The sequence below is a fragment of the Vibrio sp. 1CM7H genome, from assembly GCF_023161645.1.
Taxonomy (GTDB): Bacteria; Pseudomonadota; Gammaproteobacteria; order Enterobacterales; family Vibrionaceae; genus Vibrio; species Vibrio diabolicus.
In genome coordinates, this window is sequence record NZ_JALNTV010000004.1 from 318,397 (window position 1) to 334,315 (window position 15,919).

General features: G+C 45.2%; 13 protein-coding genes. 10 read left to right on the forward strand and 3 right to left on the reverse strand.

Annotated features, from left to right (window positions below; all coding sequences use genetic code 11):
- The first annotated feature begins 290 nt into the window (after positions 1 to 290).
- The 3 genes from MSG33_RS17215 (at position 291) to MSG33_RS17225 (ending at position 4,501) form a co-directional block, all read left to right on the forward strand.
- Complete coding sequence (locus MSG33_RS17215) at positions 291 to 2,015, forward strand: acetolactate synthase 3 large subunit (protein ID WP_053809447.1); 1,725 nt, start codon at positions 291 to 293, stop codon at positions 2,013 to 2,015.
- A gap of 1 nt (position 2,016) precedes the next feature.
- Positions 2,017 to 2,511, forward strand: coding sequence for an acetolactate synthase small subunit (gene ilvN, locus MSG33_RS17220; protein ID WP_005392253.1), 495 nt, complete (start codon positions 2,017 to 2,019; stop codon positions 2,509 to 2,511).
- Between the two features lie 109 nt (positions 2,512 to 2,620).
- A complete protein-coding gene (locus tag MSG33_RS17225) occupies positions 2,621 to 4,501 on the forward strand; it encodes a diguanylate cyclase (protein WP_005392251.1) in 1,881 nt (626 codons plus the stop codon).
- A 64-nt stretch (positions 4,502 to 4,565) separates the two neighbouring features.
- Here the strand turns inward: MSG33_RS17225 and MSG33_RS17230 are convergent, their stop codons facing one another.
- Together MSG33_RS17230 and pykF are read right to left on the reverse strand one after the other, a co-directional pair.
- Positions 4,566 to 5,252 carry a GntR family transcriptional regulator gene (locus tag MSG33_RS17230; RefSeq protein WP_082240136.1) on the reverse strand — a complete coding sequence of 229 codons (687 nt, stop codon included), beginning with the start codon at positions 5,250 to 5,252 and terminating at the stop codon, positions 4,566 to 4,568.
- Between the two features lie 157 nt (positions 5,253 to 5,409).
- Positions 5,410 to 6,822, reverse strand: a complete 1,413-nt coding sequence (gene pykF / locus MSG33_RS17235; RefSeq protein WP_005392243.1) for a pyruvate kinase PykF — start codon at positions 6,820 to 6,822, stop codon at positions 5,410 to 5,412.
- A gap of 433 nt (positions 6,823 to 7,255) precedes the next feature.
- Here pykF and MSG33_RS17240 point away from each other — a divergent pair, with 433 nt between their 5' ends.
- From MSG33_RS17240 to MSG33_RS17260, 5 genes are all read left to right on the forward strand, one after another.
- Complete coding sequence (locus tag MSG33_RS17240; protein ID WP_248381542.1) at positions 7,256 to 8,017, forward strand: DeoR family transcriptional regulator; 762 nt, start codon at positions 7,256 to 7,258, stop codon at positions 8,015 to 8,017.
- A gap of 114 nt (positions 8,018 to 8,131) precedes the next feature.
- A complete protein-coding gene (glmS, locus tag MSG33_RS17245; protein WP_145533396.1) occupies positions 8,132 to 9,964 on the forward strand; it encodes a glutamine--fructose-6-phosphate transaminase (isomerizing) in 1,833 nt (610 codons plus the stop codon).
- Between the two features lie 204 nt (positions 9,965 to 10,168).
- Positions 10,169 to 10,546: a DUF3316 domain-containing protein gene (locus tag MSG33_RS17250; RefSeq protein ID WP_069500063.1), complete on the forward strand. Its 378-nt coding sequence runs from the start codon at positions 10,169 to 10,171 to the stop codon at positions 10,544 to 10,546.
- A gap of 102 nt (positions 10,547 to 10,648) precedes the next feature.
- Entirely contained in the window at positions 10,649 to 11,341 is a 693-nt protein-coding gene (locus tag MSG33_RS17255) for a heavy metal response regulator transcription factor (protein WP_053808759.1), read from the forward strand.
- Positions 11,334 to 12,719 (forward strand): heavy metal sensor histidine kinase, encoded by a 1,386-nt coding sequence (locus MSG33_RS17260; protein WP_248381544.1) that lies wholly within the window; start codon positions 11,334 to 11,336, stop codon positions 12,717 to 12,719. Before MSG33_RS17255 ends, MSG33_RS17260 begins: the two co-directional genes overlap by 8 nt.
- A gap of 54 nt (positions 12,720 to 12,773) precedes the next feature.
- Here the strand turns inward: MSG33_RS17260 and MSG33_RS17265 are convergent, their stop codons facing one another.
- Positions 12,774 to 13,856, reverse strand: coding sequence for a glycerol dehydrogenase (locus MSG33_RS17265; protein WP_025631419.1), 1,083 nt, complete (start codon positions 13,854 to 13,856; stop codon positions 12,774 to 12,776).
- Between the two features lie 353 nt (positions 13,857 to 14,209).
- On the opposite strand from MSG33_RS17265, the gene dhaK reads away from it, so the two are divergent.
- Both dhaK and dhaL read left to right on the forward strand, forming a co-directional pair.
- Complete coding sequence (gene dhaK, locus MSG33_RS17270) at positions 14,210 to 15,268, forward strand: dihydroxyacetone kinase subunit DhaK (protein ID WP_005392233.1); 1,059 nt, start codon at positions 14,210 to 14,212, stop codon at positions 15,266 to 15,268.
- A gap of 15 nt (positions 15,269 to 15,283) precedes the next feature.
- The gene (dhaL, locus tag MSG33_RS17275) at positions 15,284 to 15,919 is read left to right on the forward strand and encodes a dihydroxyacetone kinase subunit DhaL (protein WP_005379705.1); all 636 of its coding nucleotides are present in this window, start codon (positions 15,284 to 15,286) and stop codon (positions 15,917 to 15,919) included.

Sequence of the window (15,919 nt, forward strand, 5' to 3'; positions counted from 1 at the left end):
TGAACGTTAAATTTTTAGGTTGTACTGTGAAATAAGGTATGTGTGGCTGCTATTCCTACTAACATTCTAATTACTAGCATCTTGTTTAAAAAGTAGACCAATCTCTCATTAGACCCGTTGATAATAAAACGTTACATTTGTTGGGTAACCTTGCGGGATGTTATGACGAACGCAAGACATAGCCGAAAACGTGGAAGTATTTCGATTAGGCTACGAATAAGACCTAGACTATGTAAAACCAGACCAATCCGTTGACCTTACGGTGAGGAAACTGGCTAAGGAGAGCAATTATGACAGCAATGTTGTCAGGCGCAGAGATGGTGGTTCAATCTCTGATAGAAGAGCACGTAGAGCAGATCTTTGGCTACCCAGGTGGCTCTGTTTTGGATATCTACGATGCACTGCATGCCAAAACCGATCAAATCAAACACGTACTTGTAAGGCATGAGCAAGCCGCCACTCATATGGCAGATGGTTACGCTCGCGCTACCGGTAAACCGGGTGTCGTACTGGTATGTTCAGGTCCGGGCGCGACCAATACCATTACTGGTATTGCCACGGCTTATATGGATTCCATCCCAATGATCGTTATCTCGGGTAACGTACCTAATAGCCTAATTGGTAATGATGCTTTCCAAGAATGTGACATCGTTGGTGTCTCTCGCCCAGTGGTCAAACACAGCTTTTTAGTGAAAAAAGCGGAAGATATTCCTGAAACGATCAAGAAAGCGTTTTATATCGCGACCACAGGTCGACCTGGTCCAGTAGTGATTGACTTGCCGAAAGATGTAATGAATCCGCAAATCAAACTGCCTTACCAATACCCAGAAACGCTTTCAATGCGTTCTTACAAGCCGACGACGTCGGGTCATAAAGGCCAGATTAAAAAAGCGCTTAAATCGCTATTAGAAGCGAAAAAACCAGTGCTTTATATCGGTGGTGGTGCTGTGATTTCTGGCGCTCATGAACATATTTTAGAGCTCTCCGACAAGCTGAACCTTCCAGTAGTCAGTACGTTGATGGGACTAGGCGCATTCCCTGGAACACATAAAAACTCACTGGGCATGCTGGGTATGCACGGTACTTACGAAGCCAATATGGCGATGCATGAAGCGGATCTCATTTTTGGTATCGGTGTGCGTTTTGATGATCGCACGACGAACAACCTTGAAAAATACTGCCCAAACGCAAAAGTCATGCATATTGATATCGATCCATCATCGATCTCGAAAAACGTGAAGGTGGATTTACCTATCGTAGGCTCTGCGGAAAAAGTGCTTACAACCATGCTTGGCCTGCTGGCAGAGCAAGAAGGTGGGAATGATCAAGATGCCATCACCGCATGGTGGGATGACATTCAGGTGTGGCGTGACCGCAACTGTTTGGCTTATGAGAAGTCACCAGAGCGAATTAAGCCACAGCAAGTGATTGAAACCTTGCACAAGCTGACCAATGGTGATGCGTATGTTGCTTCTGATGTGGGTCAGCACCAGATGTTTGCAGCACTTTACTACCCATTTAACAAACCACGCCGTTGGATCAACTCGGGTGGATTGGGCACTATGGGATTTGGCCTTCCGGCTGGTATGGGTGTTAAGTTTGCCATGCCACAAGAAGAAGTCGTGGTTGTTACGGGCGATGGCAGTATTCAAATGAATATCCAAGAGCTTTCGACAGCCATGCAATACGATATTCCAGTGAAGATCATCAACCTGAACAACCGATTCCTAGGCATGGTAAAACAATGGCAAGACATTATTTATCAAGGTCGTCACTCTAATTCTTACATGAGTTCTGTTCCTGATTTTGCAGCGATTGCAGAAGCTTATGGTCACGTCGGTATTCGTATCGAAACGCCTGATCAGCTCGAAGAAGGGCTACAAAAAGCGTTGGATATGAAAGATCGTCTGGTGTTTGTGGACATCAACGTAGACGAAACCGAACACGTATACCCGATGCAAATTAAAGGTGAGGGTATGGATAAAATGTGGCTAAGCAAAACGGAGAGAACTTAATATGAGACACATTATTTCATTGCTATTGGAAAACCAACCGGGTGCGTTGTCTCGTGTTGTTGGCTTGTTCTCTCAACGTGGTTACAACATTGAATCTTTGACGGTATCACCGACAGATGATGAAACGCTGTCGCGAATGAACATTACCACGACGTCTGATGAGATGCAGTTGGAGCAAATTCAGAAGCAGTTACACAAATTGATCGATGTGCTGAAAGTACAAGAAGTCACCGAGTATGAGCACATCGAACGTGAACTGATGATGGTGAAAGTGAAAGCCAGCGGTTTTGCGCGAGCAGAAGTGAAACGGACGGCAGACATCTTCCGTGGCCAGATCGTGGATGTCACTGCTGCTCAATACACGGTACAACTCGCGGGCACGAGTGAAAAGTTGGATGCCTTCATTCAAGCGATATCTGAAGTAACTGAAGTCGTCGAAGTTGCTCGTAGTGGGGTAGTGGGCATTGCCCGAGGTGAGCGCGCACTCAAACCGTAATTGTCTAATTGCATATAGAAAAGCCACTTAATCTAAGTGGCTTTTTGTTTAGAAAATAACAATTAATGATATAATTGTCGTTTTAGTAAGCATTATAGGCAGTAGACGCGTGAAAATACCTAAGCGAGTCGGCACATTGTTGGCGACAGCACTATTTTTTAGTGCGCTCACTGCAGTTTACTATTATCAGAAATATCTGACGTTATTAGAGAGTAACGTTGAGAATACCGCTCAAGAAGCATTACACCAACTGGCTTATACTGGTCGCGAATACAACAATATTCAGGATCAAATTGAGACGATCAGCGATCTTCTCGGTCACAGCCAAAGTCTTTACGACTATCTACGTCAGCCGAACCGAGTCAACCTTTCTATCTTAGAAGATATGTGGATCTCGGTTGCGATCAACCAAAAGCTATATAAACAAATTCGTTTTCTTGATATTACCGGTCAGGAAAAAGCACGGATTAATTACGATTTCAAAACGGGTATCGCTGCACCCGCCCTCAAATTACATGACAAGTCAGAGCGGGATTATTTTCATTACGCGCAAGGTTTAGGTAATGATGAAATTGCGTCGTGGGGGATTGAGCTGGAGCGAGAAAATGGTGAGCTTGTTTACCCTTATAGCCCTTCATTGCGTATTCTGATGCCGATTTCTCTCAATGGGAAACGCGAAGGGTATCTTGTTCTTAATGTTGATATTGAGTATTTATCTTCTCGACTCAACTACTCACCGGTGCGGGATTTTCATATTGAGTTAATTAAAAGTGATGGCTTTTATATCGCGAGTCCTAAGTCATCACGCTTGTACGGCAATATTATCCCAGCTCGTTCTCAATTTAATTTTGGCCGGATGTACCCCAACATTTGGCGCACGATGATCTCCGAAGTTTCGGGCTATGAGTACAACGGCTCGAATTTGATTGCGTATAGCACGATCCAATTTGTTTCTAGTGAACCACTTCATCTGGTTATTGATCTTACCAATGAGCAATTACTATCTCGATCTCAGCGAGATATTGATGACTTAATCCAAGAAGCGTTTTTTGTATTAAGTTTGGTGTTTGGTTTTACTTTACCAACGACCGCGCTAGCCCTGCACTATCGACGTCATAGTATGGAATCGAAGTTAGCTCGGGCTGCACTTGATGGCATGACTGCGGTGATGATCTCAGATGCGTCGCATCGAATCATTATGGTGAACCAAGAATTTGAAAACATGATGGGCTATTCAACCAAGCATACTCAAGGCTGGAATGCGCATAATCTAATTTTCTTACCGGAAGATCTCGAGTCGACCCTCAATATTTGGAATAAGCTTGCGAACGAGCACGTTTGGGAAGGTGAGGTTCGTTGTCGAACCAAGTTTAATCACGTATTTACCGCCATTATGCGCATTCAGGCAAACTTAACCAAGTCAGGTAAAGTAAGCTATTACATCACGTCGCTGGTGGATATATCCGAGCAAAAAGAGCTGGAAGAAAAGCTACGCAACCTCAGTGAAAAAGATGGTTTGACGGGCTTGTGGAACCGCCGAAAATTTGAAGAGCAATTAGCGCAATATGCCGGGATTATTGAGCGTTATCCTGACAGTCCCCCAGCGTGTTTGGCGTTGTTTGATATTGACCACTTTAAGCGCATTAACGATGAACTTGGGCACGATGAAGGGGACAAAGTGATTTGCAGTGTCGCTGAGACTCTTCTTAAAGAGGTGCGCAGTACTGACTTTGTGTCTCGCGTCGGTGGTGAGGAATTTGCGGTGATCATGCCGCATACCACACTCGAAGAAGCAGAAGTTGTATTGAACCGGTTACGTGTGGCGGTTCAACTGCGCAGTGATAGAGCTATTACCGTTAGCGCCGGGTATAGTGATTTAACCTCCGATCGCACGCGCACTTATAAATGTGCTGATATTGCCTTGTATGAATCCAAAAGTGCAGGGCGTAACTGCGTATCACTATGTCATAGTTTCGATGATATTGCTTAGCTCTTTTTCAAAAACAAAAAATCGGGGATAGACCCCGATTTTTATGCTTATTTTAGCCTCAGCGTTATTCGCTAGCCAGTATGCGATATTGGTTGTCGATGGCCGCTTCGATACACTGCATTGACTGTCTCAAATAACGCTCTAGATAACCTAAAGCATCCTGGCTCTTTTTATCTAACGACGTCTTCATCAGCATTTCTTGCTCATCGATATTACAGTGCCCTGGGTTTCCAGTACCTAACATTTGCATAGCAAAATATTGGTAACGCTTAATTTGCGTGAGTAGATCGCGGAAAAACCCAAACATATTGGCAGAGCCAGCGCCTTCAAACAGCGCAGTAAGAAACTGATTATGGCGTTCTTCCCATTCCTTCCAGCAAAAGCTTTCGCCAGATTTAGAGCGGGATAACTTGTGATAAGCGGTTAGGACGTCCAGTTCCCAATTTTCATCGCCAATCACAATTGCTTTATTTAGTAGGCATGCAGAGACCATTTGTAGGCTCTCGTACAAGTCATTCAACTCATCTTTACATACAGGTGCAACCCAGCAGCCTTTTTGCGGCTCAAGTTTGACGTATTTGCTCCACGATAACAGCACCAAAGCTTCGCGAATGGGTGACGCTCCTACGTTGTACTTCTCTTTGAGTTCCGCAACCACGAGTTTTTGACCCGGTTTAAGCACGCCATCGAGAATATCCTGACGGATCATTTTTGATACTTTGTCGGTAAGAGTGGGACTGGACACATACACCTCATAGAAATTTTAATCGTGACGACAAAATTAAACAGTACGCAATTCTGCGCATGGTGAATGATACAGTTAGGCTATTATTAGAGCAAGAAAGCCATATAAAAAAAGAGGGCATAAGCCCTCTTTATCAATCAACTGAAGTATGAGAAGTTCAGTCTTATAGTACGTGTACAGAAGCTGTGTTCGTAGTACCTGAAGCGACTAGAGCACCAGAAACCATCACTACGATGTCGCCTTTGTTACCTAGACCAGATTCTAGAGCAAGCTCTTTACCTGCTACGTAGAATGCGTCAGTGCTTTCGATAGAATCAACAACAACTGGCGTCACACCTTTAGTTAGAACAAGTTGTGCTGCTGTTTTCTTGTTTGTTGTTAGTGCTAGGATGTTTGCAGTTGGGAAGTATTTACGTACTGAACGTGCAGATTTACCACCTTCAGTTGCAACAACGATAAGTGGAGCAGCCAGTTTCTCAGCTGTGTCTACTGCGCCTTTACATACTGCTTCAGTGATGCGTAGACGTGGGCTGTCTAGACGAGAACCTAGTTCAGCTTTTAGCGCTGAATCAGTACGGTTCGCGATTTGAGCCATGATAGTTACCGCTTCAACAGGGTACTTACCTTTAGCTGTTTCACCAGAAAGCATTACCGCGTCAGTACCGTCCATTACTGCGTTAGCAACGTCGCCTGCTTCCGCACGAGTAGGTCGTGGGTTGTTGATCATAGAATCAAGCATTTGAGTTGCAGTGATAACCATCTTACGTGCACGGTTACACTTCTCGATCATCATTTTCTGAGCGAAGATTACTTCTTCAGCTGGGATTTCAACACCTAGGTCACCACGAGCAACCATGATGCCGTCAGAAAGCTCTAGGATCTCGTCGAAGTTATCAACACCTTCTTGGTTTTCGATCTTAGAGATGATGTGGATGTTCTCGCCGCCGTTTGCAGCAAGTACTTCACGGATTTCTTGAACGTCAGAAGCTTTACGGATGAAAGAAGCAGCTACGAAGTCAACGCCTTGCTCACAACCGAATTTAAGGTCGTTCTTATCTTTTTCAGATAGAGCAGGTAGGTTTACAGAAACGCCAGGAAGGTTCACACCTTTGTTCTCGCCTAGTGCACCGTTGTTAAGTACTTTACATTTAACTTCTGTTTCAGTCTTAGAGATAACTTCCATCTCGATTAGACCGTCGTCGACTAGGATAGTGTTACCTACGTTTAGGTCTGCTGCGAAACCTGCGTAAGTTACTGCAACTTTATCTTTGTTACCTACAACTGAAGTGTCAGTTGTGAAAGTGAATTCTTGACCAGCTACTAGATCAACGTCGTTGCCGCCTTCTAGCTTGATAGTGCGGATTTCTGGACCTTTAGTATCTAGAAGAATTGCTAGTGGTTTGCCAGTAGCTTCCATTACTTTACGGAAGTTCGCGATACGAGTGCCGTGTTCTTCGTAGTCACCGTGAGAGAAGTTAAGACGCATTACGTTCATGCCTGCGTTCACTAGCTCAGTTAGCTTCTCTACAGATTCAGTTTTAGGGCCAATCGTACATACGATTTTGGTCTTTTTCATGGAAGATACTCTCCGGTAAGTATAGTTACAATTTGAAAGTCGGTTGTTTACTCTGAAGTTAGGGCGTTATTGATGACATTTAGTGCCTGTCACCCACCGATTTTTCGCCTCATTATCAGTACTTCAGATTCTGAAAGTCTTTCACCAAGTTTAGTCATTTTATGACTAAAAGATCGGCGATTTTGGTTACCTTTTTGTGACTAATCCCACTTTATATGCAGAAAGTTGCAAAAAAATAGCCTTCAATTCTGTAATTTTTTTTCTTTTCGGTGGCGAATTCTACCACTGAATGAATCCAATATCACTGTTTAAGAATTGTCTTAGGACAAGGTTTTATCGAGAAATATTAATTTTTTGGATCGAAATAAATGGACTTGAAAGTTTCGGTTTGACTATAATAAGTTTCACATCGAAACTTAAATTCAAAACGTAAATGTCGAAACGAAACACTCAACTAAGAAGGCACGCCATTTCTAACTTGGTTTCTGAGCTAGGAGAAGTCAGCGTTGACGAACTCGCTCAGAAATTCGAAACCTCAGAGGTCACGATTAGAAAGGATTTAGCTTCTTTAGAGAAAAATGGCCAACTTCTACGCCGCTACGGCGGTGCGATTGCTATCCCAACAGAAGTCATTCACGAAGAATTGAGCGCTAATGTTTCGACTCGAAAGCTAAACTTGGCAAAAGCAGCGGCATCACTGATTCGAGACCATAATCGCATCGTGATCGACAGTGGCAGTACGACGGCTGCGTTGATTCAACAGTTGAATGACAAACGTGGCTTAGTTGTCATGACCAACTCATTGCATGTTGCTAACGCCCTTAATGAATTAGAGAGCGAACCAACACTGCTGATGACTGGCGGGACTTGGGATACGCACTCAGAATCTTTTCAAGGCAAAGTAGCCGAATCTGTGTTACGAGCTTACGACTTTGACCAGCTATTTATCGGTGCGGATGGCATCGATCTCGAACGCGGCACCACAACATTTAATGAATTGGTTGGTTTGAGTAAGGTAATGGCGGAAGCGTCGCGCGAAGTGATCGTCATGATCGAATCGGAAAAAATCGGTCGTAAGATCCCGAATTTAGAGCTCGCTTGGCATCAAATTGATGTGCTAGTGACGGATGCTGATATTCAGCAAGAACACAAAATACAGATTGAACAACATGGCGTGAAAGTTATTTGCGCCTAATCTAATAATGTAATCAGTTTCATATTTCACTTCCCTCTGAATACAGGCCTTTGCTTGCTGCCTCTATCTGAAACATGGCTAGGGAAGAACAAAACTACAAACGGAGATAAACACATGTGTGGAATCGTAGGTGCAGTAGCACAACGAGATGTTGCAGAAATTTTGGTTGAAGGTCTACGCCGCTTAGAGTACCGCGGTTACGACTCTGCTGGCGTTGCTGTTGTTGATGGCGAGTCAAACCTAACGCGCGTTCGTCGCTTGGGTAAAGTGCAAGAACTGGCTGATGCAGTAGAAGAAGCAAAAGTGATCGGCGGAACGGGTATTGCACACACTCGCTGGGCGACGCACGGTGAACCATCTGAAGTTAATGCACACCCACATATGTCTGGCGATATTGCTGTTGTACATAACGGTATTATCGAAAACCACGAAGAGCTTCGTGAATTGCTTCAATCTCGTGGTTACGTGTTTGAATCTCAAACGGATACAGAAGTTATCGCACACATGGTTGAGTGGGAACTTCGCACTTCAGAAACGCTACTAGAAGCAGTACAAAAAACAGCAAAACAACTTGAAGGCGCATACGGCACGGTAGCGTTGGATCGCAAAGATCCTTCACGCATCGTAGTAGCGCGTTCAGGCAGCCCGATCGTAATTGGTTTTGGTGTGGGTGAAAACTTCCTGGCTTCTGACCAACTTGCGCTACTGAATGTAACGCGCCGTTTCATGTACCTAGAAGAAGGTGATGTGGCAGAAATCACTCGCCGTGAAGTTACTGTCTTTGACGCAACGGGCGAGCTGGTTGAGCGTGAAATCGTAGAATCTAACGCAGAACATGATGCTGGCGATAAAGGCCAATACCGCCACTTCATGCAAAAAGAAATCTATGAGCAACCTAAAGCGTTGATCAACACAATGGAAGGCCGTATCACGGCAGACTCCGTTGTAACTGATGCGATCGGTGTTCATGCGGCAGACATTCTAAGCAAAGTAGAACACGTACAAATCGTCGCGTGTGGTACGTCTTACAACGCAGGTATGACAGCGCGTTACTGGTTTGAAGACATTGCTGGCGTGAGCTGTGATGTCGAAATCGCGTCTGAGTTCCGTTACCGCAAGTTTGTGACTCGTCCAAACAGCCTTCTTATTACGTTGTCTCAGTCTGGTGAAACAGCAGATACGTTAGCAGCACTTCGTCTTGCGAAAGAAAAGGGTTACATGGCGGCGATGACCATCTGTAACGTAGCAGGTTCTTCTTTAGTTCGTGAGTCAGATTTTGCATTCATGACTCGCGCTGGTGTTGAAATCGGCGTGGCTTCAACCAAAGCGTTCACGACTCAGCTTTCTGCACTGCTTATGCTGGTAACAGCCCTGGGTAAAGAGCAAGGCCGCATCAGCAAAGAGAAAGAAAAAGAGATTGTCGAAGCTCTACACGCACTTCCTAAGCAAATCAACGCGGCACTTTCTTTCGAGAAAGAAATTGAAGCACTAGCAACGGATTTTGCAGACAAGCACCACACTTTGTTCCTAGGCCGTGGCGAGTTCTATCCAATCGCGATGGAAGCGTCTCTAAAACTGAAAGAGATCTCTTACATCCACGCAGAAGCGTACGCGGCGGGTGAACTTAAACACGGTCCTCTTGCGCTGATTGATGCTGACATGCCTGTTGTTGTGGTTGCACCAAGCAACGACCTACTTGAAAAGCTAAAATCAAACGTTGAAGAAGTGCGTGCACGTGGCGGTCTTCTATACGTATTCGCAGATGCAGACGCAGGCTTCGAAGGCGATGAAACAATGAAGATCATCACGATGCCTCACGTTAGTGAAATCACGGCGGCGATCTACTACACCATCCCAATGCAGTTGCTGTCTTACTACGTAGCACTGATCAAAGGTACGGACGTAGACCAACCACGTAACCTAGCGAAAGCGGTAACGGTTGAGTAATTACGCTTAACAGCAAAAATCCCAAGCGGCACATGCGAGAGTATGTGCCGCTTTTTTTGTCTTATTCTAAGCGTGATGGAACGCTCAAGCGCCTTCGCCAGTAGGTTGCTTTCATGACAAAAATGTCATTTTGTTGAAAGGGTGGTGTCAGAGGCGGTGTTCAATAATGACCTCATTGAAAACAAGCACTCAAAGGTTAACAACATGAACGCAATCAAAACTGCTCTTTTTGTAACGGTAATGGCAATGACTAGCGCATCTGCATTCGCTCAACCACTTTTCACTGGTGGCAACTACGTGAGCCACGAAGAGATGAAAACCATCTCAGTTACGCCGACAGCAACGTCAGATGAGGCTTATCAACAGGCACTGTCTGAACTCAATTCACTTAAAACCATGACGGCTCGTGAACTGAATAAAGAGCTCAATATCCTGACGTTTAATGTGAAGTCTCGCAGTACGCATTTAAAAGATGGTGGCTTCGTGACCGTGCAAGAACGCATGAATGAAGATGGTCAGTTGGAATATTTGGGCAAAGTGAATGTCAAAGTGCATTATGCCGAACGCGATAACAATCGATAATGGTTTGCCAATGGGGAAGAGTATGGTGTGGTTCACATCATGCTCTTTTTCGAGCTTTATACTGGGTTCTCATCCTCCCGCTAACACACTAGGTAAGTAAAGTTGAAAATATTGATCGTCGAAGATGAGCACAAAGCCGGAGAATATCTGCAAAAAGGTTTGATTGAATCTGGGTATGTGGTGGATTTAGTGCATGATGGGGTCGATGGGCTTTATCACGCTACCAGTGAAGAATATGACTTAATCCTCCTCGACATTATGTTGCCTAAACTCGATGGTTGGCAGGTGCTTAATACATTGCGCAGTAGTGGGATTCACACCCCAGTGATCATGCTGACAGCGAAGGAGCAAGTGGAAGATCGCGTGCGCGGTTTTGAGCTGGGTGCCAATGACTATGTCGTAAAACCTTACGCGTTTGCGGAGCTACTGGCGCGTGTTCAAAACGTATTTCGTCATCATATTGCCGCGCAAGTGGTCGCATCGCCGCAAACATTACGTGTGGCAGATTTAGAACTTGATATGATCAAACGCGTTGCCACGCGCGCGGAGCAGTCGATATCGCTTACCGCCAAAGAATATGCCCTGCTTGAGTTGTTGATGCGCAAAACTGGCCAAGTGCTTTCACGTACCACTATTGCGTCGTTAGTGTGGGATATGAACTTTGACAGCGATACCAATGTGATTGATGTGGCGGTCAAACGTCTGCGTAGCAAAGTGGACAAACCGTTCGATAAACCACTGATTCACACAGTCAGAGGGATGGGCTACAAACTCGAAGAGAGTTGTGATGCCTAAGTTTTCGCTCCCTTTTTCCATGAAAAATAAGCTCGTGCTGATGTTTGTTAGCATGACGTTCGTGACCTATTTTTCTTTGGCTTTCATCCTACAGTACGCCATTGAGCGCCACTTTTATTCGCAAGATTTCAGCTATATTTCCAGTAAGTTCAATGCCATTGAGAAAGCGTTAAAACGCTCGCCAGAGGATGTGTTCAAGCAAGCGAATAACAGCACGCTCTACATGTGGGTGTTTGAAGGCAAGCAGAACGTGTATCAGAATTCGAGCCTGACGATTCCTCAGAACCGAGCCTATAGCATTAGCTCACCTCAGGTTTTAAATCACGAGCGCGCCATCGAATGGAGTGAGGACTCGCTGAATATCCGCGCGTTTGCGTTTCAAGCTGGGGAGTATCAGGTGGTGCTCGGCATGAGTATCAACCACCATATTTTGTTTTTGGATAAACTCGACTGGATTTTGTTTTGGGCGCTCGGTTTGGCGTTTGTGATTTCTTCCGCGTTGAGCGGTTGGATTGTAAAACGTGGGTTGAAGCCGATTGTGGGGTTGAATCAGCACATTCAACAGATATCCCCAGAGCAAATGGGCATTCGTCTCGCCCCCGATTCGTTGCCAATAGAACTGCGCGAGTTAGCCAACAAACACAACGCGATGCTCGATAGGTTGCAAACTGGTTTTCGCCGCTTGAGCGAGTTTTCTTCTGATATAGCACATGAGTTAAAAACGCCACTCACCAACATTACTACGCAAAATCAGGTCATTTTAGGTGCATGTCGAACGCCTGAGGAATATCAGGATGCGATTGCCTCAACGTTAGAAGAACTCAACCGCATCACGAAAACCATCAACGATTTGCTCTACATTGCCAAGGCTGAAAACAAGCTCATTCATCGCCATGACGAAGTGTTTGCGGTGCGGGAGGAAATCGACCGCTTGGTCGCGTATTTTGAAATATTGGCCGAAGATGCCGAGGTTCGAATCGTGAACTCAGGCGACGGTCAGCTCTATATGGACAAAAACATGTTTGAGCGTGCGGTGGGCAATTTGCTCTCCAACGCGATTCGTCATGCGTATGCTGATTCAACCATTGTGATTGACGTTCAAGTGGTTGATGAATGGGTGACGATATCGGTCAGCAACCAAGGTGACACCATTGCCGTGCAAAACTTACCGTACCTTTTCGACCGTTTTTACCGCGCAGATAAGTCTCGCCAACATGTCGGCAGCGTCGGTGCAGGGCTAGGTTTGTCGATTACCCAATCTATCGTGCAAGCGTATGAAGGACAGATAAAAGTAACATCAGATAAAGAAAAGACGCAGTTTGTCATGATGTTGCCATCGTCAAGTATCAATGGAAGTGATAAGTCAGTTGAAGCATAAAAGGCAAGCTAAGGCTTGCCTTTGGAGACTTAAACTCGTTTGAAGTTATTTGGGTTATTGGCCCAGTTGATGAGCGGTTAGAATTGCAGAGTAGACATTTTCTGCCGTCACTGGGAATGGCATATTGTGGATGGTTTCTCCCTCGGCCGTTGAAGCTTCGGCGACCTCGCGCAACTTATCGTGATTAAGCTCTTTAACGCCCATATCAAATAAGTTGGTTGGTAGACCTACCGATCGGCAGAAGGCGAGAACCGTATTAATCTCTTCCATCGCTGCGTTTTCTAGCACCAGTTGAACAAGTGTGCCGAACGCGACTTTCTCACCATGATAGAGATGGTGACACTCTTCGAGCTTGGTTAGGCCGTTATGAATAGCGTGAGCGCCTGCTAGGCCACTGCTTTCAAAACCTATACCGCTTAGGTATGTATTGGCTTCAATAATGTTTTCTACCGCTTTGGTGCTCACACCATTTTCTACCGCTGCTTTTGCTTTTAAACCATCTTCAAGCAAGGTTTCATAGCAAAGTTTCGCAAGAGCTTGCGCTGAACGCGTCGCTAAACCACCTGCCATTGTTGCCTTACCAGAGGTCATGTTGGCTCTGGCTTCAAAGTAGGTGGAAAGCGCATCGCCCATCCCCGATACCAGTAGGCGAACAGGGGCTTTGGCGATGACTGATGTATCCATGATGACCATGTCTGGGTTTTTAGGGATCATCAAATATTCTGCAAACTCACCTTCAGGTGTGTATATCACCGCAAGAGCTGATGTCGGCGCATCAGTCGAGGCAATCGTAGGAACCACCACGACAGGAATTTTGGTGTAAAACGCAACGGCCTTTGCTGTATCTAACGTTTTACCGCCACCAATACCGACAATGACATCATGTTTTTGAGTCGCACAAATGTCCGTGATGCGTTCAATCTCAACGCGCGAACATTCGCCACCAAAAATGTTCATAGTGAGTGGAAGCTTTTCGTCAGCAAAGCTTTGTTTGACGTCATCACCAACCAGGTTAGTGACGAACTCATCGGCAATGACTAACGGACGTTCACCTAATGTTTTCACATAGTGAGCGATAGATGTAAGTACTTGTTCACCTTGGACGTATTTGCTTGGGCTGATAATAATTTTGTCCATAATTCAAACCTTTAACCTTTTTTATGTGTGTTTTTGACTGCAATGAAAGTCCATTGTAGCGATAAGGTTTATATTAGGTTTGGTGTGGTAAGTGGTGAAGGATATCTCTGGTTTTGTTCCATGCTTTTATGACCTCTGTGTCAAACCGACTGTCAGAAGTAATAAGCATCAGCATGCTTTATGGCGACGATCACTATTCAGGAAAATTTGTCGTTTTTCGTTTCATATTGAAACAAGAATGTCGAAGATTTTGTTTCAATATGAAACGGATTGATTTTTGTTGAGTACGCTTTTTCTCTGTTTAAGATGAATTCATACCCTACATAAAAATATAAATGGAATGAGATAGAACGATGAAAAAGTTAATTAACCAAGTCGATGATGTTGTATTGCAGCAAATGGAGGGCCTGGCATTGTCCCGCCCTGAGCTAAAAGCCAACTACGAGCCTCGTTACATGTGGCACGAGGAAACGCCAGGGCAAGTGGCATTGGTTTCTGGTGGTGGCTGTGGTCATGAACCTTTGCACGCAGGTTTTATTGGTAAAGGCATGCTGACAGGTGCCTGCCCTGGTGAGGTATTTACTTCACCTACGCCTGATCAAATGTACGAATGTGGCAACCAAGTGAATACTGGTGAAGGCGTGCTATTTATCATTAAAAACTACACCGGAGACGTGTTGAACTTTGAAACGGCCGTGGAGCTCCTTCATACCGATGGCATCAAAGTTGGGTCGGTGTTGGTGGATGACGATGTTGCAGTCAAAGACAGCCTGTATACCGCTGGTCGCCGTGGCGTCGCTGGAACGGTATTGGTTGAGAAGTTAGTTGGTGCTGCCGCGAACAAAGGTTATTCGCTGGAGCAATGTGAAGCACTGGCTCGTCGCGTTAATAATCACTGTCGTTCATTTGGCGTGGCGCTTAATGCTTGTGTTGTGCCAGCGGCGGGTAAACCATCTTTTGTTCTGGAAGATGATGAAGTGGAGTTTGGTGTTGGTATCCATGGTGAACCAGGTATCAAGCGAGTGAAGTACACCGACGTCGATACGTTAGTGGATGAAATGTTTGCTGAAGTTGCTGAAAACACACCTTATCAGCGCACTTTGCGTATTTGGAATCGTGACGAAGGTGAATGGGATGAAGTGGAATCCAGCATTGAGCCTTTCGCCTCTGAACACGACTATATTGTGATGGTGAATGGTATGGGTGGTACGCCAACTTCAGAGCTTTACGGAGTATACCGCCGTCTTGCTCATAACTGCGAGCAAGCGGGGTTCCGTATCGTGCGTAATATGGTTGGTAACTTCTGTACGTCACTCGATATGGAAGGCGTTTCAATTACGTTGCTGAAAGCAGATAAAGAGATGTTGGAGCTGTTTGATGCTCCTGTCGATACGGCCGCGATCAAGTGGTAACAGGGGGGAGCAAACATGCAAATTGAAAAACAACATATCGTTCACTGGTTAGAGTTATGTGCAAAAACGTATCAAGAGAATCAAGATTTTCTGACCGACCTTGATCGTGATATTGGTGACGCGGACCATGGTCTCAATATGAACCGAGGCTTTAAAAAAGTTGCTGAGAAACTGCCGCAATTTGCGGACCAAAATATCGGCAGCATTCTCAAGAATACGGGCATGACCTTGCTTTCTAGTGTCGGTGGGGCAAGTGGCCCGCTTTATGGCACGCTGTTTATTCGCACGGCTGCCGCTGTCGGCACTCGAGAGCAATTAACGTTTGAAGAGTTAGTGGATGCACTAAAAAGCGGTGTGGATGGCGTGGTGTCTCGTGGTAAAGCGGAACTGGGTGATAAAACCATGTGTGATGTTTGGTTACCCGTTTTAGTTAGCGTGAAGGCGTCGTTAGAAAATGGCATGAGCGCTGACCATTTATTGAATGAAATGGTTGAGCTAGCAGAAACGAACGCGGTTGCCACGATTGAAATGTTGGCGAAAAAAGGGCGAGCAAGCTATTTAGGTGAACGCAGTATTGGTCACCAAGACCCCGGCGCAACCTCTTCTTTGTTAATGATTAAAGCACTACAGCAGGCAATAGCAGGTAATTAA

Excerpts from the sequence above, each read along its gene's own strand:
- MSG33_RS17215 (WP_053809447.1), top strand. The coding sequence starts at position 291 with ATGACAGCAATGTTGTCAGGCGCAGAGATGGTGGTTCAATCTCTGATA.
- ilvN (WP_005392253.1), top strand. The coding sequence starts at position 2,017 with ATGAGACACATTATTTCATTGCTATTGGAAAACCAACCGGGTGCGTTG.
- pykF (WP_005392243.1), bottom strand. The coding sequence starts at position 6,822 with ATGAAAAAGACCAAAATCGTATGTACGATTGGCCCTAAAACTGAATCT.
- MSG33_RS17240 (WP_248381542.1), top strand. The coding sequence starts at position 7,256 with ATGTCGAAACGAAACACTCAACTAAGAAGGCACGCCATTTCTAACTTG.
- glmS (WP_145533396.1), top strand. The coding sequence starts at position 8,132 with ATGTGTGGAATCGTAGGTGCAGTAGCACAACGAGATGTTGCAGAAATT.
- MSG33_RS17250 (WP_069500063.1), top strand. The coding sequence starts at position 10,169 with ATGAACGCAATCAAAACTGCTCTTTTTGTAACGGTAATGGCAATGACT.
- MSG33_RS17260 (WP_248381544.1), top strand. The coding sequence starts at position 11,334 with ATGCCTAAGTTTTCGCTCCCTTTTTCCATGAAAAATAAGCTCGTGCTG.
- MSG33_RS17265 (WP_025631419.1), bottom strand. The coding sequence starts at position 13,856 with ATGGACAAAATTATTATCAGCCCAAGCAAATACGTCCAAGGTGAACAA.
- dhaK (WP_005392233.1), top strand. The coding sequence starts at position 14,210 with ATGAAAAAGTTAATTAACCAAGTCGATGATGTTGTATTGCAGCAAATG.
- dhaL (WP_005379705.1), top strand. The coding sequence starts at position 15,284 with ATGCAAATTGAAAAACAACATATCGTTCACTGGTTAGAGTTATGTGCA.